Raw genomic sequence first — 23,799 nt, 5'->3', positions numbered from 1 at the left:
TAGCTTCGTTAAAAATTTCTTATTTAGAACAACTCAATAGCAAAATTTTTGCCTTGCTAACGAACAGTTTTACTTGCCTCAAAATAGATCGCTTAATTAGGAGGATTGGTATTAGTGATCTTCATTCACAATGTTCAGATTATATTTTGGAATTTCTACAACCAAGTCTTCATCGTTGATGATTGCCTGACAACCTAGACGTGATTCAGGCTCTAAACCCCATGCTTTATCTAGCATATCATCTTCTAGCTCGTCGCTTTCTTCTAACGAGTCAAAACCTTCACGGATCACCACGTGGCAGGTTGTACATGCACATGACTTTTCACAAGCATGAGGAATTGAAATACCATTTTTTAAAGCGACATCCAGTACAGTTTGACCTGTTTTTGCTTCAATTGCCGCGCCTTCTGGGCAAAGCTCTTCATGGGGTAAGAAAATAATCTGTGGCATTACTTATACCTCGTCTACAGACTGCCCAGTAAGGGCTTGTTTAATTGACATATCCATACGGCGCGAAGCAAATTCACTACTTGCCGCATCTACAGCTTCAATGGCCGTTTTAATCTCATCTGGTGAAATCGCAGTTTCACGTAAATCAGCCAGCTTTTGCATTTCACTGCGAAGGGCTGCTAACTCGTCATCACTTAATAGCTGGCTATCAGTTGATAAAGAAGCTTCTAACGCCTCTAATACGCGAAGCGCTTCAACTTGTTGCTCTTTCAACATACGTGCTTGCATATCTTCTTTGGCATTGCTCATTGAATCTTTAAGCATTTGCGCAACTTGATCGTCAGACAAACCAAATGATGGCTTAACTTGGATCTCAGCTTGCACGCCCGTTGATTTCTCCATCGCTGAAACGCTCAACAGACCGTCTGCATCCACTTTAAAGGTGACGCGAATATGCGCTGCACCAGCTGCCATTGCTGGAATACCTTTTAAGCTAAATTTAGCCAGTGAACGACAGTCGTCTACTAGTTCACGTTCGCCTTGCAATACATGTAATGACATGGCCGTTTGACCATCTTTGAACGTGGTAAACTCTTGCGCACGTGCGACAGGAATCGTGGTGTTGCGCGGGATGATTTTCTCAACCAGTCCGCCCATGGTTTCCAGACCTAGAGAGAGTGGCAATACATCTAACAGTAACATGTCTGAATCTGGCTTGTTACCGACTAGAATATCTGCCTGGATCGCAGCACCGATTGCGACCACGCGATCTGGGTCGATAGAAGTCAGTGGCTTTTTATCAAAGAACACTTCAACTTGCTCGCGGATAACTGGCATACGGGTTGAACCACCCACCATAACAACTTGCAAGATTTCTTCATGCGATACATCAGCATCTTTTACTGCACGGCGACAAGCACGTAATGTCTTTTTCACTAACGGCATCACCATTTCGGCAAACTGAGCGCGTGTTACTGTCACTGTGTGAGCTGTATCACGTAGCTCTAAACCAACATTAACGGTTTCGTAGCTCGATAGCGCTTCTTTACAAGCTTTGGCTTTATTAATGAATAAACGCAGCTCAGAATTATTTAAATCATTAATTTGCGTTTGTTCTTTAAAATGTGCGACAAGTGCAGAATCAAAGTCGTCACCACCTAAACTCGAGTCACCGCCCGTTGCTAATACTTCGAATACACCTTGGTTTAAACGTAAGATAGAGATATCAAATGTACCACCACCTAAATCGTAAACGGCGATCACGCCTTCTTGTCCTGAATCTAAGCCATAAGCAACGGCTGCTGCTGTTGGCTCATTCAATAAACGTAAAACATTTAGACCGGCAAGTTCTGCAGCATCTTTGGTGCTTTGACGCTGTGCATCATCAAAGTATGCTGGTACAGTGATCACTGCACCTTTAATGTCTTCACCTGCAAAGCTGGCTGTTGCACGCTCTTTTAACGACTTTAAAATCTCTGCTGATGCCTGTACTGGGTTGATTGCACCCACTAAAGTATTAATGGCTAAGCTGCCATTATTTTCAACGAACTCATAAGGCAGTTGCCCATAACTTTGTTCAATTTCAGCTTGAGACTTGCCTAAGAAGCGCTTTACTGAAATTAACGTATTAGTCGGGTCTTCTGCTGATGCCGCAGCGGCAGCTTGACCCACCGTGATCTTATCAGCTTCGTAGCGAACCACAGATGGCAACATCGCTGAGCCATCAAAATCTGTTAGGGTTTTGGCTTCGCCACTTTGTACCGTCGCAACCAAAGAGTTTGTGGTACCAAGGTCAATGCCAATAGCTAGCTTATGTTCATGAGGTGCCGCGCTCTGCCCCGGCTCAGCAATTTGCAATAATGCCATAATGCTCTACGTTTTTAGGTTCGTTTGTAAACCAATTTGGTTTAGTCGAATAAACTGTCTTCTATGCGCGCTAATTCATCACGCAATTTGTATACAAATTTTAGCTTTCGAATGTTATCAGCTGCAGCGTCTAACTGTGCATCGTCATCACTGCTTAATTGTGATGAGAGTTGTGCTGAATATTGTTTATCAAGTAGCTTAATTTCTTGTTCAAAATCCTCGATAGCTGCTTCAGGATCGTTACTCTGCGGAAGATCTTCTAGCGCTTCTCGCAGTTCCATTTGCTGCATTAAAAACATCGGATCTTGTAAAGTCTGCTGCTCAGCGCGAATGTCTTTGCCTTTTTCGCTCAACATATACTCGGCACGTTTCACTGGGTGTTTTAACACCGCTAATGCATCGTTGATCTCTGCAGCTTTTTGTACAGCCAGCAGTTTTTCGCGTTCACTTTTTCCAGCATATCGGTCTGGGTGAACAACGCGTTGTAATTCTAAATAGCGGGTATTAATGGCATTTAGATCAACATCATATGAAACGGGAATATCAAACAATTCAAAGTAATGCATTAGGTTAACTCATTCAAAAGCGCTAAAATTATTATGCTAAATGATATTATACAACAAAGCCCTACCAAGGCAGGGCTTTGTTAACAACAGCAAGGTCAGTTACACTGTAAAACTTTCGCCGCAGCCACATTCGTCTTTTTGATTCGGGTTGGTAAACTTAAACCCTTCGTTTAGACCTTCTTTCGTGTAATCAAGCTCTGTACCGTCAAGGTAAACCATGCTTTTCGCATCAATGATGACTTTAACACCATTATGCTCATACACTTCATCACCTTCATCTAACTCGTCTACGAACTCTAATACGTAAGCTAAGCCTGAACAGCCAGTCGTTTTAATACCTAAACGAAGACCGATGCCTTTGCCACGATTAGCTAAGAATGTCTGAACGCGATTAGCTGCCGCGTCAGTTAATGTTACTGCCATGCCGCTCTCTCTTATTTAGCTTGTTTGCTTTTGTAATCTGCAATTGCAGCTTGAATCGCATCTTCAGCTAGAATTGAGCAGTGAATTTTTACCGGTGGTAATTCTAGCTCAGCAGAAATATCTGTATTTTTGATTTCAGAAGCCTCATCTAGTGTTTTGCCTTTCACCCACTCTGTTACCAGTGAAGATGAAGCAATCGCACTACCACAACCATAAGTTTTGAACTTAGCATCTTCAATAACGCCTTCACCAGACACCTTGATCTGCAGCTTCATCACATCACCACATGCAGGTGCACCCACCATGCCTGTTGCAACGCTTGGATCGTTTTTATCTAGAGCACCTACGTTTCTTGGGTTCTCTACGTGATCAATTACTTTATCACTGTACGCCATAATTCTTTCCTCGCTACCCGCTATAAACTTGCTACACGTTAAATTAGTGGTGAGTCCACTCAACGCTATCTAAATCAATACCGTCTTGGTGCATCTCCCAAAGTGGAGACATTTCACGAAGACGGCCAATTGAGTTTTTAAGTAACTCAACAGTGTAATCAATCTCTTCTTCAGTCGTGAATCGACCTATGCTGAAACGAATTGAGCTGTGTGCTAGTTCGTCATTACGACCTAGTGCACGTAATACATACGATGGCTCAAGACTTGCTGAAGTACATGCAGAACCAGAAGAAACCGCGATGTCTTTTACAGCCATTAGTAATGACTCACCTTCAACAAAGTTGAAGCTGATGTTTGAAATGCCTGGCACTGATTGATCAATCGCACCGTTGAAATACACTTCATCCATGCTCATCAAGCCATCAATTAAACGCTTACGAAGCGTGCTGATGTGCGCATGGTCTTTTTCGAAATCTTGCTTCGCAACACGGAAAGCGGTACCCATACCAACGATTTGGTGAGTCGCTAACGTACCAGAACGCATACCACGCTCATGGCCACCACCGTGCATTTGTGCTTCTAAGCGAGCACGTGGCTTACGACGAACATAGAGTGCACCAATGCCTTTAGGACCATAGATTTTGTGCGCTGAGAAAGACATGAAATCAACTTTTAGTTCTTGTAAGTCGATTTTTACTTTACCGGCACTTTGCGCTGCATCTACGTGGAACATGATCTTGCGCTCACGACACATCTCACCGATGGTCGTAATATCTTGAATAACACCTAGCTCGTTGTTCACGTGCATTACGCTCACAAGTACTGTGTCATCACGCATTGCTGCTTCTAACTTTTTAAGGTCAAGTAAACCGTTTTCTTCAACTTCTAAGTAAGTTGCTTCAAAACCTTGGCGCTCTAACTCACGGAATGTATCTAAAACGGCTTTATGCTCAGTTTTAACCGTGATGATGTGCTTGCCTTTCTTCTTATTGAAGTTAGCTGCGCCTTTAATTGCTAGGTTATTTGATTCTGTCGCGCCTGAAGTGAAAACAATTTCACGCGGATCTGCATTAATTAAATCAGCGATATCGTTACGCGCTTGGTCCACTAGCTCTTCGGCCTGCCAACCAAAACGGTGTGAACGTGATGCTGGGTTACCAAAATTGCCATCCATAGTCAGACATTGCATCATTTCATCTGCAACGCGCTGATCAACCGGAGTGGTTGCTGCATAATCTAGGTATATCGGTAATTTCATTGGTTTCTCCGCTTGACGCCAACTTAAAGTTGACAGCTCACTTGAATGTTATCTAGTTGCTTTATGGCAGTTTTAACAGCGCTATCTTGACGAGAAGCAACTGACTGCACATCAGATTTGGCGACTAACTCAGCTAGGGAAATATTATTTAAAAACTCAGCAATACGCTCACTTAGATCAGACCATAGTGTGTGAGTTAAACAACGCATGCCGTTCTGACAACCGCCGCCTTCACCGTGACAACGGGTTGCATCAACTGACTCGTCGACTGCATTAATCACATCACCTACAGAGATAGTTTGCGAATCTCGGCCAAGTAAATAGCCGCCGCCCGGTCCACGCACAGAGCTCACTAAGCCATGTTTACGTAAACGAGCAAATAATTGTTCTAGGTAAGATAATGATATTTCTTGTCTTTCAGAAATATCAGCTAAAGGAACTGGGCCAACATCGGCGTGCAAAGCAACATCGAGCATCGCTGTGACTGCGTATCTGCCTTTAGATGTTAGTTTCATTATTGCCCCCTCAGCGTTTTATCAGGTGGTGAATTTTAATTACCTGACTAGGATAGTCAAGTATTACTCACTACACTTACCACTAAAGTAACAAGTGCAATACCTGAGTAATTTACTCAAGTACTGCTCATTGTAATTACCCGACTAAATTAGTCAAGTATTAAACAAAAAATAATCAGGGGTTATTTATTGCCTGTAGACTTGTTAATTGAAGTTAAAATGCCGCGTAAAATATTAAGCTCTTGATCTTCTGGGCGGGCGCGATTAAACAGGCGCTTAAGCTTGGTCATTACCATACCTGGATGCTGCTTGATGATGAAGCCGGTTTCTTTCAATGTGCTTTCTAAGTGCTCGTAGAAAAGCTCCATTTGCTGAGAGCTAGGGTAAACTGCATCGTCTTCTTCTACTGGCTTGTCTTGCTTATCTAAAAACGCCATACGCGTTTCGTAGGTAAGGGTTTGAACGGCCATCGCAAGGTTTAGTGAACTATATTCAGGATTTGCTGGAATACATACGTGGTAGTTACAAAGTTGCAGTTCCTCATTAGTCAAGCCACTGTTTTCACGACCGAAAACCAAAGCTACAGGGCCGCTTTCAGATCCATCAACCAATTTTTGAGCACACTCTCTTGGCTCTACCATCGGCCAAGATAAAGTACGTGAGCGCGCACTTGTACCAATTGTTAGTGAACAGTCAGCAATGGCTTCTTCTAATTTGCTCACAGTCACGCTATTACCTAGTACATCTGTTGCACCAGCTGCGAGGGCACTGGCGTGGCTATCCACCTCACAAGCAGGGTCAACTAGATATAGTTTTGATAACCCCATGGTTTTCATTGCACGTGCAACTGAACCAATATTGCCAGAATGAGAGGTGTTAACTAACACAATACGAATATCTTCTAATGCCATTTCACTAAGCCTTTACGACGAAAATTGATAATTGGCTAAGTTTACCACAGCCTTTTTCTGCCACTCAAAAATCTTCGTTTATATTTTTTAATAGCAATTTCAACACGGTCAAAAAAACAACAATTTTATTTTGTTTTTTGGGTTTACTTTAAGGCAAAAATCGCTAGAATACGCCGTCCTGTGCTTACTGCATTGTCAGTAGGCAACGAATTTATACTGTTCTTTTACAACCCAAAGGTAATGCTATGCATCCAATGTTAAACATTGCGGTACGCGCTGCGCGTAATGCAGCTAAAGTGATCTTACGTGCAAGTGAAGATTTATCTCGTGTTGAAGCCCAACAAAAAGGCAGCAACGATATTGTTACTAACGTAGATAAAGAAGCGGAAGCTATCATCCGCGAAACGATTTTAAAAGCGTATCCAGAGCACTCAATTGTGGGTGAAGAACTAGGTGTTACCGAGGGTAAAGATGCTGACTATCAGTGGATTATCGATCCATTAGATGGCACAACAAACTTCATCAAAGGCATTCCTCATTATGCCATCTCAATCGCACTTAAAGTAAAAGGTCGTTTAGACCAAGCAGTTATCTATGATCCTGTACGTAGTGAGCTATTCACTGCTTCTCGTGGTCAAGGTGCACAGCTAAACAGCACGCGTCTTCGTGTTGCTAAAAACAACGAAATCGCAGGTACTGTGCTAGCAACTGGTTTCCCATTCAAACAAAAGCACCACATCGATGCATACACTGATGCATTTAAAGCGCTATTTGTTCACACAGCTGATATTCGTCGTGCAGGCTCTGCAGCACTAGATATGGCTTATGTTGCAGCTGGTCGTATTGATGGTTTCTTCGAAATCGGTCTTAAGCCTTGGGATACAGCAGCAGGTGAGTTACTTATCAAAGAAGCTGGCGGCATGATCACTGATTTTGCTGGCGGTACTAACTACACGAAGAGCGGTAACATCGTGTGTGGTTCACCTAAGCTTTGCCAACAGATCGTAAAAGAAATTCGCCCGACATTAACTGAGTCATTACTTAAGTAATTACGAGTGTATTGGGTTTAAAAAAGGAGCCACCGGCTCCTTTTTGTTTTGTCGAAAGTAATTTATTCGGCATTAAAATATGGGTTCTTCAACCTAATAGCCTTATCAGGCTGATACATAGATAACCGCGCTAAATCTTTTTCAAAATAACGCGAAAATAACACATCAAATTCACCGCTACTTTTTAACTTATTCAATCCACGCTTTAGATCATCTGCCAATTGTGGCTTTGCTTTATTTACGAAGAAATAAAATGCTGTGGGATATTCCAAATATACATTCGGCAATAACACAAATTTATCCGGGTTTTCTTCAAGCTCAGAGTTCACTTCAATGAAAGAACGAGGAAAGTAGTCCACTCTGCCAGCAGCTAATAATTTAAACATAGCTTGATAATTAGAGAGTGGTTTTATCGGCAGGTTGTGAAAAGCCAATATTTTAGTATCTGGCCAGTCATGCCCCTGTACTGCGGTAAATGCTTTTAATTGTTCAATGCTTTTAAGTTCCGCGAACTGCGCAAGACGTTCTTTTTTCACCATGATCGCCCGCTTACCTATGTACCCTTTAAATAAAGGCACAGGAATGGCTATTGCGATTTGCTCACGATCAGGGCTGGTCATACTCCAATGCAAGTCAACTTTTCCTGACGAGAGTGCCATCAAAGTACGCTGTTGATGAGGGTGAACAGTGACATGCTCGTAGTCGTAAGTGGCGTTTGCAGCTTTTAACGCTTTATCGAGCAACTCATAAAGGTAATGATCTCGCTCATAAAGCTTTCTTGGCTCTTTCGCGACTTTTATCGTCTCAGCTTCCACAGCTTGAAGCTGAAAAGCAGTACAAACACTTATAATAATGAAAAAGTTGATGAGTCTCTGCATATAATGGGCCTCCACTCATTTTATTCTAAGCTACCCAAAATAGAGCCATGACTCAAGTATTTCTCATTAAGAAACAATCGCCACTGTTGGTCGACGCTTATTTGCCACAAATAAATAGCTGTTGCGATAACGTTTGGCTTCCTTCTTGGCATCAGTTGCAAGCGCCGCTACCTGATGACTGTTATGACAGCTATCAACATGCGGTGACACCAGACCAATTGACAGTGTAAGCAAAGGCACAAATTGCTGCTGTCCTTCTCGGTTTGTAGCCCAATAACCCCCAGCTTTGACATGCTCAGCGGTAAAATAGCTTTTAGATTTCAACTCAAACTCATTAATAATGTCTCGGCAAAGTGGTTCAGCATCATCGCCATCAAACACCACCATGAAGTCATCACCACCAATATGCCCCACAAATCCAGAAAAGTCTGCACAACACTCACTTATCACATCAGCTAGGAGCTTTATCACTCCATCACCACTGGCATAACCATACAAGTCATTAAACTGCTTGAAGTGATTTAAATCGATATACGCCAAAGTGAAGTCTTGTTTATTTAACAGTCTCTGCTCTATGGCTTCGTTAATTGCGACATTACCAGGCAACATAGTGAGAGGGTTTGCATGCTGTGCATTACGAATTTTTTCTTCGGTAATGTGTTTTAAAATCGCTCTAAGTGGTACCAAACCTAAATACTTCCCACCTTGCGTTACCACAATGTGGCGACGAATATCAAAGTCTTGCTCCGTAATTAACTGACTCACTTCATCTAGTTGAGTTTGCTCATCAACAATTAAGGGCTGTTTGTCCATGAGAGAAGCCAAAGGCTTTTTAGCATATAAAGCATGACCATAAGGTGCTGCAAAAACTTCTGTTAATTGATCACGGTGAAGCAAGCCCATAGGCATTTGCTGCTCATCAACGACAGCGAGACTCATCAACTGCTTATCTTTTTCAAACACACGATGTACGTCTTGGCACAATACACCATTTAATACCGCTGGGGTGACATGCGTTAATTCGCCAATTGCTTTAACTAAACCTCGATGCATCACATTTCCTTGTGCTTGGCTCGACTCTTTTAGGGTATTTGGATAGGCATTCAATGGAACATGTGCGGGTCGTGCTATTAAAAAACCTTGCGCATTGGTAATTCCCAACTGCGTTATTAAAGCTAATTCTTCAGCGCGTTCAATACCCTCAGCTATGACAGCTGTACGCGTTGCTTTGGCAAGTTCAATAATTGACTTTAAAAACTCACGTTTAACCAAACTTTGATCGCAATGATCAATAAAGTAGCGATCGATCTTTACAAAATCAGGCTGTAACTCTGACCACTGTTTTAACCCTGAATAACCCGCCCCTAAATCATCAATGGCAATATTAAAGCCTAATTTTCGATAATGGCCGATGGTTTTAAGCAACAAAAAGCCGTCATCGACTTTATCTTGCTCAGTCACTTCAATGACAACTTGGTTGGCCTGTAGGCCATATTGCTGAATAAGTTGCAAAGTTTCACCTCTAGGGTGGTTTGGGTCTAGCAAGGTATTCGGACTAACATTTAGAAATAACTTGCCTGATAGGTTCAATTCAGCAAAACGCTCAATCGCTTTTTCACGGCATAACAGTTCTAATTCAGAGAGCTTATTAAAGCGCTGTGCTGCTGCAAATAAGGTATTTGGTGATTCTAACTCAGTACCTTTCGGGCCACGACTCAATGCTTCAAAGCCCAAAATAGTTTGCCGCGCAACATCGCAAATTGGTTGAAATAAGGGCTCAACCAAGCGTTCGTCTAAAATTGTTTGTAAACTCTGCGCGTCAATTTTAAACGCCTCTATGCGACCATTCTCCACTGCAGATCACCAAAACAGAAACAGTATCTGATCAGTTTACAACCACTGTATGACAATTTTATTGCGCTCGAAATCTGTTCTAGCCAATTAAACTTTCAGGGTTTAAAATATGCTTTTAGAAACCAAATCACGTTTCAAGCCACAGATTTAATTATGACATCACAAACTCGCGGTAATTTATTTATTCTTTCAGCGCCTTCTGGTGCTGGCAAATCAAGCCTGATCAAAGCACTGTTAGAAAAACATGCTGATATTAAAGTGTCAGTTTCTCACACTACTCGCGGCCCTCGCCCAGGTGAAAACAATGGTGAACACTACCACTTTGTCAGTGTAGATGAATTCAAAGCCTTGATTGATCAGGGTGACTTTTTTGAATGGGCGCAAGTTTTCGAAAACTACTATGGCACTTCAAAAGCAGCTATAGAGTCTCAACTTGAGCAAGGCATTGATGTGTTTTTAGATATTGATTGGCAAGGTGCGCGTCAAGTTCGTGAATTAATGCCATCAGTAAAAACAGTCTTTATTTTACCGCCGTCGCAAGCCGAGCTTGAAAATCGCTTAAATAACCGAGGACAAGATTCTCAAGAAGTGATTGCAGGGCGCATGGCGGAAGCAAAATCAGAAAGCTCACACTATGATGAGTTCGATTATGTATTAATAAATGATGATTTTGATACAGCTCTAATGCAACTTGAGCATATTGTTATGGCTGCTCGCCTTGAACTGGATGCACAAAAACACCGTCATCAAAATTTAATTGCTGAGTTATTGGCTTAATCTCTCTCATTTAAACAAGATAAATTTTTAACCACCTATTGGAGAATTGGTTTGCATCAAGTAAACTTAACAATTCGACATGAATAACTTTGGAGTGCTTCGATGGCTCGCGTAACTGTAGAAGATGCAGTAGATAAAATTGGTAACCGTTTTGACTTAATCCTAGTAGCGGCGCGTCGCGCTCGTCAGATCTCTGTAGGTGGTAAAGATCCTATGGTTGATGCTGAAAACGATAAGCCAACTGTAGTCGCTCTACGTGAGATCGAACAAGGACTTGTGAACAACTCGTCTCTTGATATGATTGATCGTGAAGAGCAACAAAACCAAGAAGCTGCAGAGCTTGCTGCGGTTGCTGCAATTGTTGGCGGTAACAGCTAAAACCCCCTGCACTTCATATTCAAAGCCAGCTTTAACGCTGGCTTTGTTGTTTTTAAGCCTCAATAACAAAATATTAGCCTGAACTTTGGTTAAGAGATTTACTAGCATATTGATATTGCACTAATAAATATCATTTAATCTGCAGACGGAGACTTTTAAGGGTAACACCGCTCACGCGTCCTGCTATCGCCAAGGTACCTACATCCATGTAGGCAAGGCGAATTTGCGCGTCAATAGCGAGCCTATTGCAAGTGAATTCAACGCTGTTAGCGTTGAAAGTAGCCTCTGGAGATAGATTTATTACCCATAGTTCAGGTTAATTACTCTCCGTAGACATAAAAGTCACAGCTAGCCATTGGTTTCTCTGATAATTCATCGTATATTCATAGCATAATATTACTTCACTGGAACATTGGAGTGTGAATGTATCTTTTTGAAGGCCTGAAGCAAAAGATCTCAGAATACCTTTCCCCCGCTGACGTAGAACTGGTTCAAAAAGCCTACGTGGTGGCGCGTGAAGCCCATGAAGGGCAAACTCGCTCTAGTGGCGAGCCATATATCACTCACCCAGTTGAAGTGACACAAATTCTTGCCAGCATGCGTTTAGACCATGAAACTCTCATGGCGGCACTCATGCATGACGTGATTGAAGACACTGATTTTAGCAAGCAAGATCTTGCCGAGATTTTTGGCAATACTGTCGCGGAGCTTGTCGAGGGTGTAAGTAAGTTAGATAAACTCAGCTTTAAAGATAAAAAAGAATTCCAAGCTGAAAACTATCGTAAAATGATCATGGCGATGACGCAAGATATCCGCGTTATACTGATTAAGCTTGCCGACAGAACCCACAACATGCGTACGCTTGGCGCACTTCGCCCAGACAAACGCCGCCGTATCGCCCGTGAAACATTAGAAATCTTTGCGCCTATTGCTAATCGTCTTGGTATTCATGACATTAAAAATGAATTAGAAGACCTAGGTTTTCAAGCGCTTTACCCGATGCGTCATCGCGCTCTAAAATCAGAAGTCGCAAAAGCTCGTGGTAATCGTAAAGAAGTCATCAGCAATATTCAAAATGAGATCAAATCTCGTCTTGAAGAAGCTGGTATTGAAGCGAATGTCAGCGGCCGTGAAAAGCACCTATACAGCATTTACAAAAAAATGCTCAATAAAGAATTGATGTTCAACGAAGTCATGGACATTTATGCTTTCCGTATAGCTGTTGATAATCTAGATACTTGTTACCGTGTACTGGGTGTAGCACATAACTTATATAAGCCAATCGAAACACGTTTCAAAGATTACATTGCCGTACCAAAAACCAATGGTTACCAGTCACTGCATACATCACTAGTTGGCCCACATGGTATTCCAGTTGAAATCCAAATTCGCACCCACGATATGGATCAAATGGCTGATAAAGGGGTTGCTGCTCACTGGATGTATAAAAAGTCCGGTGACAGTGCGGGTCATACTGCACAGCAACGCGCTCGTCAGTGGATGCAGAGTCTACTTGAATTACAACAAAGTGCTGGTTCATCGTTTGAGTTCGTTGAAAACGTTAAAACTGAACTATTCCCAGAAGAGATTTATGTCTTCACGCCTGATGGCCGTATTGTAGAACTCCCTATGGGTGCCACAGCCGTCGACTTCGCTTATGCGGTGCATACCGATGTGGGTAACACATGTGTAGGCGCGCGTGTAAATCGTAAACCTTATCCGCTCAGTAAAGCACTCGACACCGGTCAAACTGTAGAAGTGATTACCAGCTCTGGTGCTCACCCGAATGCCACTTGGTTAAACTTCATTGTCACAGGTAAAGCGCGCTTAGGAGTTCGTAACTACCTTAAGAGCCAGCGAGAAGAAGAAGCACTTGAATTAGGCCGTCGCTTACTCGATTCTGCTCTTGGGGAGTATCAATTAAGTGATATCTCGCAAGAACAAATTGACCGTGTACTAGCAGAGCACAAGCTTTCAACCATGCTCGAACTACTGGTTGAGATTGGTTGTGGCAATATTATGAGTGTGCTGATTGCTAAGCGCTTATTGCAAAATGATGATCTTGACGAAGATGATGGCAGTATTGAACATTTAGCTAAAAAGGCAAAAGCTGCGATCATTGGTACTGAAGGCATGCTAGTTAACTACATGAAATGCTGCCGCCCAGTACCAGGTGATGCCATCACTGCTTATGTGAGCCAAGGTAAGGGCTTAAACGTTCACCGCCAAGAGTGTAAAAACATTAAAGGTTGGGAAAGCGAGCGTTCGAAATATTTCGTCGTAAAATGGGATGACAACCCAGAAAAAGAATATATTGCAGGTCTTAGAGTTGAAATCATCAACCACCAAGGTACGCTTGCAAAATTAACCAGTGTGGTGGCAAGTACTAACGCTAATATTGTCGAAATTGCCACTGACGAAAAAGAAAGTAACTTATATATCATTGATTTAGGTATCACGGTTAAAGACCGTGTTCACGTCGCGGATGTGATGCGTAAGATCAGGGTGATGCCTGACGTTCAACGTGTATACCGTAAAAAGTAGGATTATTATGAACAAAGCAATTATTTCAACAGACAATGCACCTGCAGCGATCGGCACATACAGCCAAGCGGTTAAAGTAGGTACTGCTGTTTATCTATCAGGCCAGATCCCATTAGTGCCAGAAACGATGGAAGTGATCTCTGAAGACTTTGCAGAGCAAACGCAACAGGTGTTTAAAAACCTAACGGCAGTATGTGAAGCTGCGGGTGGCCGCTTACAAGATATGGTTAAGGTAAATATCTTCCTGACTGATTTAAGCAACTTCGCAACCGTAAATGAGATCATGAGCCAACACTTCTCAACGCCATACCCTGCACGTGCAGCTATCGGTGTAAGAGAATTACCTAAAGGTGTGCAAATCGAAATTGACGGCATCATGGAATTGCCTTCAACAAATTAATCTCACATCAAGCATTTCTTTTATGTGCTTCGTAATACTTACGAAGCACATCTCCTAAACACCAACCTACTCCTCTGTTCAGCATTTCTTTCTTTGACTTTTTGGTATAAAGCCATCAGACTAGCCGTCTAAATAGCTAGGTGCTCAGATCATAGTATCGATTTGAGATAATCGGGAAGTTAGTGACGTACCCTAAAACTTAAAGCAACCCTCATAGTAGGGCCATCTATTTTGAATCTTGTTATTAGGTTAAGTAATCTAACGCTGCCCCCGCAACGGTAATTGCAATCATTGTATAAGCCCGGAGACCGGCCTAACTATCAACCATAAGATTATATTGCGGTGGGCGATATAAGGTATTCGCCAACGTAATTTCGCTTTGGTGACGTATCTTATCGTCCTCATTTTGAGGTGCGTATGCAGTTGCTAATTTCTCGTTTTATTATTATTTGTTGCCTTTTGCCTAGCGCGCAGTTTGCCAATGCACAAAATACGCAAAACGAGATTGAAATCATCGAAATAGAGCAGCAACGCACGACCACAGCAAACTATCAATTAATCCAGCGCAGCGAATTTCTTGCCAGCGCACAAAGCCTATCTGACGTTTTAAGCACTATCAATGGAGTGCAAATTACGCAAATTAGTGGAATTGGTAATCCAGTCAATGTCTCTATTCGAGGCTCAAGCAGTAAACAAGTTCAGCTGTATATCGATGGTCAATTAATAAACGACAATCAATTTGGCGGTTTCGATCTAAATCAGATCCCAGTAGAACAAATTCAAAGTATTGAAGTCAGTAAGAGTCAGGCGATTGGCACGGGAATGACGCCAATTGGTGGTGTGATCAGGGTAAACACGTACAATCCATCAGCTTCACAAACTCGTTTGAGTCTGGCTGCGGGATCATTTGGGTTCAAAGAAGTAAACCTAAATCATAATGTTAAACTAGATAATCACGCTCTTTCACTCGGCGGTCAGTTTTTAAAAGTTAAAAATGACTATGACTACTTGGTACCGCAAACATTCGATAACTCTGCCATCAGTGCTGAGCAACCTTTGCGTAATAACGATTATGATAAAACGGCTTTGTACATAAATGATCAAATCTCATTAGATGCGCATAACATTCGCCTCAATGCACAGTATACAAAACAGAATAAAGCCATCGCTAATTATCAAAATAATTCACCAGAAAACCTTTCAAATCTAGAAACTAAGAACTGGCGGGCTGGGTACATTCATGTGTGGAAAAGTGGCTCAAAGCATTTATCTGAAGTCGAATTTGAAAGCTACATAGATAGCAAAAAAGAGCATTATATTGACGCACAAAGTAGCGTAATAAAACGAGATTATTTTTACGATACTGATAAATATTTTGCCAGCTTAAAGCCGACTTTTGTGTTCGACAATATTACGATACTGCCTTATAGCAACCTTGCAAAACAGCAATTTACTTCAGAACAATTTTTAAATGATCAAATCAATATATGCAATGGTTTCAGTGGCTGTGATGTAGAAGCGCAACAAACAGACTTACACTTCGGAACAAGAGTCGAATGGCAAAGTGAAGATTTACCTTTGCAAAGCTACTTACTTGCTAACAAACAAAAGTCTCGCTCGAGCAATCAAAAACGAAATGTGAGTGCTGAGCAAGTCGATCAACTCAAACAAGATGACAGTTATTCAAGCTATGAACTCGGCACAACCTCCCATTTTAATAACATTGAACTTGAATTTGCCTTTTCTAAGGGTATTCGCACTCCCACGTTGTTTGAGTTATATGGTGATAGAGGCGCGTTTAAAGGCAATGCAAACCTAGTACCTGAGCACTCCAACACCCTTATGTTGGCCTCAAGTTACAATAAAAATGCACTTAATATCACCAGCAGTTTGTATAGAACAAAGCAAGAAAATGCTATTGTTGCGATTTTTAATTCAACGGGTACAGGCAGTTATACCAACGTCAGTGATGCCACTTTAAATGGCCTAGAACTACAAATAGATTACCGTTTTAATTCAGCATTGAGCACACAGCTACAGGCCAACATAATAGATAGCCAAACCCACTCCGAGTTTGTTGCCTTTGACGATAAAAAGCTACCAGGTATTTATCATCAGCAATATAACATCAGTTTGGATTATCAGCTGAACGAAGCTTGGCGGCTATCACTCGATACCCATATCGATAAAGAGTTGTTTTTCAACAGAACAAATCGCTTTACTAATACGCAAGCCAAAGGCAATGGCACACCAAGTGATAGAGAAATCAGCGATTTCAGTGTGACTTGGCAGAACAGCCAACAAACGTTGTCACTTCAAGTGAATAATATTTTCAATAACGACTATCTAGACTTAGCAAACCGCCCCGCTCAAGGACGCAGCTTTCAAGTCAAATACTCAATTAAAGGTCTATAACTATGCAATTTAATAGCTCAAGAGCTCCTTTCTCACTAAGCCTTATTTGTTCGGCGCTACTGTTGTCTGCCTGTGGCAGTTCAGACAATAACAGTGCTCCAACACTAAGTGGTGAATTGAACCCATCTGTACTTGAAAACACCACACTGGTTGCAAACTATACTGCGAATGACCCTGACGGCGACGCTATTACCTTAACAATTAGCGGTGACGACAGTGACTTATTTACTATCACGCAACAGGGCGAACTGAGTTTCAAAAATGCACAAGATTTTGAAACAGCTGGAAAAACCACGTTTTCAGTTACTCTGACAGCGACAGAAAATGAAGCTGACAAACTCAGCACCTCTTTAAACATCACAGTTTCACTGGGCGATGTTAAAGACACCCCGGATTTTGCCGCAGTACAAACAATTGCACCTGATTACACCAGTTCTGAAGTCGTATTTGTTGATGCTCTCAATCAACAAGTAGAAACTGGTTATTATGTCAAAGCCAAGTCAGATTACACGGTTGCCAGCTATAACTCTGATCTTTTCCACATCGGCCGCTTCTTTATCGATACCATTGATAAATACAATGTAGCTGAAAAAGACGCTGCGGTATGGTCTTACTCGACGCAAGATGATCAAGACTCAACCAGTCGTAACCCTTACACTCTAGTTTCATTAAGTGATACAAAAGCGTATTTGATTCGTTATGGTTCAGGCAAAGTATGGATCGTTAACCCGCAAGCAACTCTGCAAGAAGACTTCAAAATTGGTGAATTAGATATTTCTGCTTACAGTAATGACAATAAAAATGGTACACCATCTCCATCAGCTGCGGTTATCTTAGACGACAAACTTTATATCGCTATGCAAAGGCAAAACGATAACTTCTCTGCAGGTACTGCATATGTAGCCGTATTTGATACTGCAACAGATGAAGAAATTGAAACAAATGCAAACAGCGAAGACAGCTTTAAAGGTATTCCTCTTGCTGGTGTAAACCCGCTAGAAAACAGCATCATTGCAGCAAATGACAAGATTTATGTAACAACACGCAGCGGCTACTCTGCGCCAAGCTTAGAGCTTAGCCGTATTGAAGAGATCTCTCCTGCTGATTATTCAGTGAAATCAGTATTAACAGCGAAAGATATTGCAAATAATACTAGCGGTTACATAAGTGGCACAGCCATTGTGTCTGCAGAAAAGGGGTACTTCTATAGCTCAGAAGCCTTCTTCACACCGTCTTACCATGTGAAATCTACCCTGCATGAGTTTAACCCAACTTCAGGTGAAATAATCGCTTCAGGCATTGCTAACACGGGTGAAACCGCCATCAGTAACATCAAGCTAGATTCAGCTAATTTCTTGTGGATGAGCATTGGCGACCCGACAGCACCTGGTGTTGATATTCTAAATACCAACACAAATGAAAAGTATAAAGATAGACTAACAACTGAATTAAACCCAAGCTCTATTGCGTTTCTGGCAGAGCAATAGTCAACTATTTTTTGAGGGGGCCTAAGTCCCCTTAATTCACTTTAAAAAACACATCTCCTTATATAATACCTCCTATTTAAAACAGTAAAAATATTTACTTTCATACCCTTATTATTTCAACATGCAAAAAACTAGCGACGCTAACTGTTGATTATTTAAACTATTTCTGTAATTGTAGTTTGTATCTAAGAAGAGTACAGGGAAAACAATAATTGAAAAAAACAGTCCTCTTAATGACAGCGCTGTCTAGCAGTGTATTTGCCAACCAAACCGAGTATGAGTTAATGCAACAATGGCTAGACTTAGAGAGCCAAAAAGGCAAACTAGAATTGAGCTGGCAAACAAATCAGCAATCATTACAAAATCAAATAAAGTTGCTAAAAGAAGAAAAAGCAGCGTTGCGTGCATTAATCAATAAAGCCAAAGACGCGCGAAGCGAAGTGGACGAAAAGCGATTTGAGCTCACTAAGCAACAGCAACAGCTTGAAGAAAATCAGCGATTGGTTAAAGCCGAGCTAAAAAACCTAATGCAATTTATTAATAGAGTCTCCCCTCTATTACCCCCTCCTATTCAAGCTCAATGGGAAGATGCTTTAACAACCATAAATAGCACACCTTACTCCAACAGCGAACAACTAGAAAAACTGTTAAGTATGTTTAAATCAGCGACTGAGTTTAATCAAAGAATTGCGCTGAATAATACCAATATGACTATTCCTACAGCCGATGGTGAGACACAAATGCTCGTAAGTCAGATCTATTTAGGATTGTCACAGGCTTGGTATGTTAGCCACGATGGTAAACACTTTGGGATAGGACGGGTAGAGCAACATGGTTGGCAGTGGCACCACACGGAGCAAGCTCAGCAGTTATTAGGCCTCTCTTCGCGAGAAGACTTTTTGCAATCTCTTGCACAAATAAAATCTATGCTCAATAAACCTACAACTGCAGCCTTTGTGAATGCTCCTCTTGCAATAGCACCCATTGAAAAGGACTTATTATGATCACTCGGCTCACAATATTACTTCTCTTGCTGCTCACTAGCTTATCTTCTACAGCTGCCCCTAATTCTGTCAGCCAAGAGCTCGTTAACAGGATCACTACATCTCAAAAGTCACTGCAAGCGCTTGAATCTAAGATTAACGAAGAAACCCTGAAATATCAGGCCCAGCTAAATAAAGAACTTGCTGCCGTCAAAGCATTACGAGAACAAGCTACAACTATTCAACGAACTGCTGATGAGCAGTTGATGAGCATTGAGCAGCTCTCAGGCCGGATCAATAAGTGGCGAGAACAAGATAATTACCAAAAGCTGTTATTACAAACTTATTTGGAACAACAAAACATTACTTTTGACCATACTGGAACGAGCGATGTCGCAATCAAGCCTGAGATATTTCAGTATCTGAGAAGCGAATTAATCGACGATCTTGCACCTAGCTGGCAACAAACTGATGTCATCAGCACAAACGGTGAGGTCAAACCTTTTAATGTCCTCAATATTGGGCCCATCAAGCTGGCATATAATTCCCAATTACAATCTGGTGGGTTACTTGAAAATCCGGTTAATCAAACCCTACCCAGCCTTGTTAAAGGGGTAAGCCAAAATGCTCAAGCTGTGCAATTGCAGCAGCTCAATCAAACAGGCATAGGCAGTGTGACTTTTGACCCGACACTTGGTAATGCCACAAAATTACAAAATAACCAACAAGGGATAGTTTCCCACATTAAAAAAGGTGGTGTGTGGGCATTACCTATTTTATTTTTTGGCTTATTAGCACTTATCGCTGCACTACTTAAAAGCATTCAACTCATGCGCTTACCTCGCATTAGTAAGGATTTCATTGAGCAACTCAAGGCCAAAAAAACGTCATTAGAAGTGCAAATTCCATTTGATGGCGCAGAGAAAAAACTAGTTCAAATCGCGCTCGATACACCAGTCTCAGAACAAAGGGACGATCAAATAGTATCTTACTTAATGCAACATCAACATAAGGTTGAAAACTATTTAGGCGTTGTTACTACAACAGCAGCTATTGCCCCGCTTTTAGGTTTACTTGGTACCGTATCTGGCATGATAAATACCTTTATGATGATGAATACCTTTGGAACTGGAGATGCGGCAACCGTCTCGGGAGGAATATCGGAAGCTTTAGTTACAACAGAGCTAGGGCTGATTGTTGCTATTCCCTCACTCATTATAAGTGCACTGTTAAGTCGTAAGGCTAAAAGCTATAACGCAAAGCTTGAAGCCAATGCAATTCAAATTAGTAAATTTGCGATGCACTAACATGACAGATATCAGCATCTTCCTAAAACTACTCAACAACACCATAGTTTGGACATTGATTGGGGTTGCTTTTTTTAGTTACGGTAAGCTTTTGTTGTTACTGGCTTTCACAGCCTGCAATGCACAATGGGCTACACGTTGTAATTACTGGTTAAGCGCTCTAAAAACATTGCTTGCGGCCTTACCTTTACTGGGGCTATTGGGCACAATCAGTGGATTGCTAAGCACCTTTAATTTCATGTCTGTCAACAACGGGCTAGATATGCAAGAGATGATCAGTGGCGGGATTGCGACTGCAATGTTCACAACACAGCTAGGCTTAGTGTTTGTTGTACCAGGCCTTTTGCTCCATACAGCTTTAAGAAGCAAAGTTTCTAACTGGCAGGTAAATACGCCATGCGCTCACTAATCAAACAAAAAATCTCAGAATCTAAAAGCCAAGAGATAGACTTAGCACCGCTACTTGATGTGGTCTTTATACTACTTATCTTCTTTATTGTGACCACTGTATTTGTAAAAGAAACAGGGGTAGAGGTTGATAAACCCAATGCCGTATCCAGTCAGCAACTGCAAAAGTCCGTATTTTTAATTGCGATAACGGATACCGGTCAAGTCATGTATGCAGGCACCAATATTGGCGTTGCCGGTGTAAGGGCAACATTGATGCAAGCTAGCCGAACGCAAACTCGCCCACTGATCATTCAAGCAGACAAAAGCGTCCCTACAGAGTTATTGGTAAAAGTCATTGATCAAGCTAAGCTCGCAGGTTTGAGCAATATTAGCCTAGCAACACAGGCGCAATAATATGGCCACCCTGACTCATAATTCATTGAAGTATGGAACGCTCGCTCTCGTTCCCTGGCTGCTAAGTGCAATGATTGTTGCAGGTCTAGTTTTCAGCTTACATTTACTAAAACAGCAACCTGAGGCTCAGAAAGCGGACCTCATTACCAGAAAAATAGACGTGGCTTTACCAACCCCTCCACCACCGCCACCACCGCCAGTGAAAACTACTTCGAGCAGTAGTGAGCCGTCTCAAACCGCGCTTAACCTAGCCAGCTTAGGTGACGGACCTAGTATTAATTATGCTGATAAACCGACGATGACACTACCAAAAGTCGAGTCGCTTGAGTTACCCAACTTCGCGATTGATGCAAAGATGATTCAAGAGCGATTAGCCCTTGATATGCCTTTACTGGCTGTCGAAAAGCTCGATCGCGTGCCTCAAGTCGTGCGACAAAAATACTTCCCGCCCCCTAAATCTGTTAGACAAAAGGGGGTGAAACGAATAAAGACACAAGTTGAATTGATCATTGATCAATCAGGCAAACCCTATATCAAACGCATTGTTGATCCTGTTTACCCCGAAATGGAAGAAGTGATCCGCGCTTGGGTCAGTCATGCAATCTTTAGTAAGCCAAAGAAAGATGGCAGAGCTGTGCAAGCAATTTACTTCTACTCTATTAACTTCAATTACGGCAGATAATCTATGAAGAATCTAAAACAAATAATTATTGCTGCGCTACTGTCTCAAAGCCTGTGTAGCACTGTCGCATTTGCCAGCTCATCATACTCTCAATTTAAGATAGAGGTTGCGCCTCCAACATTTGTACTGCCTCAGTTTACCGGTCCTTACACTGAAAAAGAGGCAAACATAGCACCTGAAGAGCTTGAGACAGCAGAACACTTAAAGAGCCTGTTAGAGCAGGGGAAAAGAGAGCAAGTTCTTAAAGAACTAGAAGCTTTTTATGAAATAGAGTTAAGCGTTGCCATGATAATGCTAAAAGCACAACTATATTTCGCGTTAGAAGATTATGATAAAGCGGAACAAGCCTACTTATCATCATTGAGCCGAAGCCCACAACTTATTAGGGCGCATAGTGACCTTGGGCAGCTCTACTTACTTAAAGGGAAGTTAGAGAAAGCAAGAGAACATTTTTCTAATGCTATCTCCTATGGCTCTCAAGATGCTCTCATATATGGTCAGTTAGCATATTTAAATTTATCCCTACACGGCCCCTATTCTGCGATTTCAGCGTACCAGCAAGCACTCTCATTAGAGCCAACTCAAGAACAGTGGCAGCAAGGGTTATTTATTGCTTTAACGCAAGCCAAAATGTACCCGGCTGCGCAAGCGCTTCTAAGCGAACTTATTGCCAAGCACCCGAACGATCATAAGTTATGGCTAAATCAAGCAATACTTAAACTTGAACTAGATAATAACGTAGAAGCATTAGCATCTTTAGAAATGGCAATACTGCTCGGTAACGAGCAGCAAAACAATTACAAAATAGCAGCTCAGCTTCACATGCAACTTGATAGCTTTGATAGAGCCGTAGAACTTATTAGCTATCATTTGAATAACTTTGATCTTGAAATGAATAGCCTCAACACCTATTTAACTTGGCTCGGTCAAAGGGGGTTATGGTCTCAAAGCCAAGAAATTCTGGCGTCACTTGAAACTAAAGTACAAACCATGTCGGCACACAAGCAAAGTGTAATCTACTTTCACCATGCCCTGATTGCACAGCAATTAAATAGCACGCCAAAAGCTGTTGAAAATTTCAAGCTATCAATAGAGAAGAACCCTAATAATGGTATGGCATTAATTGAATACGCTAATTATCTAGCATCTAATAAACAATTTACTCAAGCAGAAACCTTACTATTGCGGGCTGAAGCTCTAAATGATTCGAAAAAAGAAGCCCTGCTCGCAAGAGCGCAGCTCTATGTCGATTTACAAAATTACCAAGCCGCACTCAAAACTCTTAAGAATATTGCAAATCAATACAAAGAAACAAAAGGTATATGGCAACAAATAACATTAATAGAAAACATTATTAAAACAAAAGAGCAGCAGAAAACTTAAGGACTACAAAATGAAAAGACTCTTAATTTGCTTACCACTCAGCCTGTTAATTGGCTGCCAGTCGAATACAACCCAAATGGCCTGCAATGCCTCAGAAAGTGAATGGTATGAATTTGGGCAAAACAGTGCTATTACAGGAAAAAGTGTCCGTATTTTTGATGCCTTTAAGCAACAATGTGCAAAACAATTAACTCCAACTGCACAAAAAAGCTATATAGATGGCTTTAGTGATGGATTAATCTCTTACTGTACCTTTGATAATGGATTTAAAAGAGGTCAAGAAGGGTTAGAGTTAAATCAGAGCTGCCCATTAGAAATACGGCAAGAGTTTGAAAAAGGCTATAAAATTGGTAAGAAAACAAGAGATGAAAAGTTAAAACAGGCTGAGTTTGCTCGAAGAGAGCAACTAAGATCTCAGCAAAAAAAGTATGTTGCACCTCAAAAACATTAAAATAACTATAACTGGCTATAAAA

Annotated in this window: 24 protein-coding genes and 1 riboswitch; of the genes, 14 read left to right on the top strand and 10 right to left on the bottom strand. The window is 41.5% G+C overall.

Going from position 1 to position 23,799, the window contains the following annotated elements; all coding sequences use genetic code 11:
- Positions 1 to 111: 111 nt before the first annotated feature.
- From fdx to trmJ, 8 genes are all read right to left on the bottom strand, one after another.
- The gene (gene fdx / locus C1E24_RS02530) at positions 112 to 450 is read right to left on the bottom strand and encodes an ISC system 2Fe-2S type ferredoxin (protein ID WP_058031045.1); all 339 of its coding nucleotides are present in this window, start codon (positions 448 to 450) and stop codon (positions 112 to 114) included.
- A 3-nt stretch (positions 451 to 453) separates the two neighbouring features.
- Positions 454 to 2,316, bottom strand: a complete 1,863-nt coding sequence (gene hscA / locus C1E24_RS02525; RefSeq protein WP_138478454.1) for a Fe-S protein assembly chaperone HscA — start codon at positions 2,314 to 2,316, stop codon at positions 454 to 456.
- Between the two features lie 41 nt (positions 2,317 to 2,357).
- Positions 2,358 to 2,882: a co-chaperone HscB gene (gene hscB, locus C1E24_RS02520; RefSeq protein WP_138478452.1), complete on the bottom strand. Its 525-nt coding sequence runs from the start codon at positions 2,880 to 2,882 to the stop codon at positions 2,358 to 2,360.
- A 99-nt stretch (positions 2,883 to 2,981) separates the two neighbouring features.
- The gene (gene iscA / locus C1E24_RS02515; protein WP_058031048.1) at positions 2,982 to 3,305 is read right to left on the bottom strand and encodes an iron-sulfur cluster assembly protein IscA; all 324 of its coding nucleotides are present in this window, start codon (positions 3,303 to 3,305) and stop codon (positions 2,982 to 2,984) included.
- Positions 3,306 to 3,316: 11 nt separating this feature from the next.
- Complete coding sequence (gene iscU / locus C1E24_RS02510; protein ID WP_138478450.1) at positions 3,317 to 3,700, bottom strand: Fe-S cluster assembly scaffold IscU; 384 nt, start codon at positions 3,698 to 3,700, stop codon at positions 3,317 to 3,319.
- A gap of 43 nt (positions 3,701 to 3,743) precedes the next feature.
- Complete coding sequence (locus C1E24_RS02505; protein ID WP_138478448.1) at positions 3,744 to 4,958, bottom strand: IscS subfamily cysteine desulfurase; 1,215 nt, start codon at positions 4,956 to 4,958, stop codon at positions 3,744 to 3,746.
- 23 nt (positions 4,959 to 4,981) lie between these two features.
- Complete coding sequence (gene iscR / locus C1E24_RS02500) at positions 4,982 to 5,473, bottom strand: Fe-S cluster assembly transcriptional regulator IscR (RefSeq protein ID WP_058031051.1); 492 nt, start codon at positions 5,471 to 5,473, stop codon at positions 4,982 to 4,984.
- A 182-nt stretch (positions 5,474 to 5,655) separates the two neighbouring features.
- Complete coding sequence (gene trmJ, locus C1E24_RS02495; RefSeq protein WP_130254076.1) at positions 5,656 to 6,384, bottom strand: tRNA (cytosine(32)/uridine(32)-2'-O)-methyltransferase TrmJ; 729 nt, start codon at positions 6,382 to 6,384, stop codon at positions 5,656 to 5,658.
- A gap of 245 nt (positions 6,385 to 6,629) precedes the next feature.
- Here trmJ and suhB point away from each other — a divergent pair, with 245 nt between their 5' ends.
- Positions 6,630 to 7,433 carry an inositol-1-monophosphatase gene (suhB, locus tag C1E24_RS02490; protein ID WP_138478446.1) on the top strand — a complete coding sequence of 268 codons (804 nt, stop codon included), beginning with the start codon at positions 6,630 to 6,632 and terminating at the stop codon, positions 7,431 to 7,433.
- A 62-nt stretch (positions 7,434 to 7,495) separates the two neighbouring features.
- Here the strand turns inward: suhB and C1E24_RS02485 are convergent, their stop codons facing one another.
- Both C1E24_RS02485 and C1E24_RS02480 read right to left on the bottom strand, forming a co-directional pair.
- Entirely contained in the window at positions 7,496 to 8,311 is an 816-nt protein-coding gene (locus C1E24_RS02485) for a substrate-binding periplasmic protein (protein WP_138478444.1), read from the bottom strand.
- Between the two features lie 66 nt (positions 8,312 to 8,377).
- Entirely contained in the window at positions 8,378 to 10,165 is a 1,788-nt protein-coding gene (locus C1E24_RS02480) for a GGDEF domain-containing protein (RefSeq protein ID WP_138478442.1), read from the bottom strand.
- 153 nt (positions 10,166 to 10,318) lie between these two features.
- Between C1E24_RS02480 and gmk the strand changes: the two genes are divergently transcribed.
- The 13 genes from gmk (at position 10,319) to C1E24_RS02415 (ending at position 23,776) form a co-directional block, all read left to right on the top strand.
- The gene (gene gmk, locus C1E24_RS02475) at positions 10,319 to 10,942 is read left to right on the top strand and encodes a guanylate kinase (RefSeq protein WP_138478440.1); all 624 of its coding nucleotides are present in this window, start codon (positions 10,319 to 10,321) and stop codon (positions 10,940 to 10,942) included.
- Between the two features lie 102 nt (positions 10,943 to 11,044).
- Positions 11,045 to 11,320 carry a DNA-directed RNA polymerase subunit omega gene (gene rpoZ / locus C1E24_RS02470; RefSeq protein ID WP_138478438.1) on the top strand — a complete coding sequence of 92 codons (276 nt, stop codon included), beginning with the start codon at positions 11,045 to 11,047 and terminating at the stop codon, positions 11,318 to 11,320.
- A 423-nt stretch (positions 11,321 to 11,743) separates the two neighbouring features.
- Positions 11,744 to 13,864 (top strand): bifunctional GTP diphosphokinase/guanosine-3',5'-bis pyrophosphate 3'-pyrophosphohydrolase, encoded by a 2,121-nt coding sequence (gene spoT, locus C1E24_RS02465; protein ID WP_138478436.1) that lies wholly within the window; start codon positions 11,744 to 11,746, stop codon positions 13,862 to 13,864.
- Between the two features lie 7 nt (positions 13,865 to 13,871).
- The gene (locus tag C1E24_RS02460) at positions 13,872 to 14,264 is read left to right on the top strand and encodes a RidA family protein (protein ID WP_138478434.1); all 393 of its coding nucleotides are present in this window, start codon (positions 13,872 to 13,874) and stop codon (positions 14,262 to 14,264) included.
- Positions 14,265 to 14,385: 121 nt separating this feature from the next.
- A riboswitch (cobalamin riboswitch) is annotated at positions 14,386 to 14,595 on the top strand.
- An 86-nt stretch (positions 14,596 to 14,681) separates the two neighbouring features.
- Positions 14,682 to 16,679, top strand: coding sequence for a TonB-dependent receptor plug domain-containing protein (locus tag C1E24_RS02455; protein ID WP_138478432.1), 1,998 nt, complete (start codon positions 14,682 to 14,684; stop codon positions 16,677 to 16,679).
- A 2-nt stretch (positions 16,680 to 16,681) separates the two neighbouring features.
- Entirely contained in the window at positions 16,682 to 18,166 is a 1,485-nt protein-coding gene (locus C1E24_RS02450; protein WP_138478430.1) for an Ig-like domain-containing protein, read from the top strand.
- Between the two features lie 212 nt (positions 18,167 to 18,378).
- The gene (locus tag C1E24_RS02445; RefSeq protein WP_138478428.1) at positions 18,379 to 19,170 is read left to right on the top strand and encodes a DUF3450 family protein; all 792 of its coding nucleotides are present in this window, start codon (positions 18,379 to 18,381) and stop codon (positions 19,168 to 19,170) included.
- Entirely contained in the window at positions 19,167 to 20,456 is a 1,290-nt protein-coding gene (locus C1E24_RS02440; protein ID WP_138478426.1) for a MotA/TolQ/ExbB proton channel family protein, read from the top strand. Before C1E24_RS02445 ends, C1E24_RS02440 begins: the two co-directional genes overlap by 4 nt.
- A gap of 1 nt (position 20,457) precedes the next feature.
- Positions 20,458 to 20,865: a MotA/TolQ/ExbB proton channel family protein gene (locus C1E24_RS02435; RefSeq protein WP_138478424.1), complete on the top strand. Its 408-nt coding sequence runs from the start codon at positions 20,458 to 20,460 to the stop codon at positions 20,863 to 20,865.
- Positions 20,853 to 21,260, top strand: a complete 408-nt coding sequence (locus C1E24_RS02430) for an ExbD/TolR family protein (RefSeq protein WP_138478422.1) — start codon at positions 20,853 to 20,855, stop codon at positions 21,258 to 21,260. Before C1E24_RS02435 ends, C1E24_RS02430 begins: the two co-directional genes overlap by 13 nt.
- Before the next feature lies 1 nt (position 21,261).
- Positions 21,262 to 21,942, top strand: coding sequence for a hypothetical protein (locus C1E24_RS02425; protein WP_138478420.1), 681 nt, complete (start codon positions 21,262 to 21,264; stop codon positions 21,940 to 21,942).
- Positions 21,943 to 21,945: 3 nt separating this feature from the next.
- On the top strand, positions 21,946 to 23,325 hold the full coding sequence (locus C1E24_RS02420; RefSeq protein WP_138478418.1) for a tetratricopeptide repeat protein: 1,380 nt from the start codon (positions 21,946 to 21,948) through the stop codon (positions 23,323 to 23,325).
- Positions 23,326 to 23,335: 10 nt separating this feature from the next.
- Complete coding sequence (locus C1E24_RS02415; protein WP_138478416.1) at positions 23,336 to 23,776, top strand: DUF2799 domain-containing protein; 441 nt, start codon at positions 23,336 to 23,338, stop codon at positions 23,774 to 23,776.
- Positions 23,777 to 23,799 lie beyond the last annotated feature (23 nt).

It is taken from the genome of Pseudoalteromonas phenolica, from assembly GCF_005876835.1.
GTDB classification, from domain to species: domain Bacteria; phylum Pseudomonadota; class Gammaproteobacteria; order Enterobacterales; family Alteromonadaceae; genus Pseudoalteromonas; species Pseudoalteromonas phenolica_B.
This window is presented reverse-complemented; position numbering and strand designations above follow the sequence as displayed.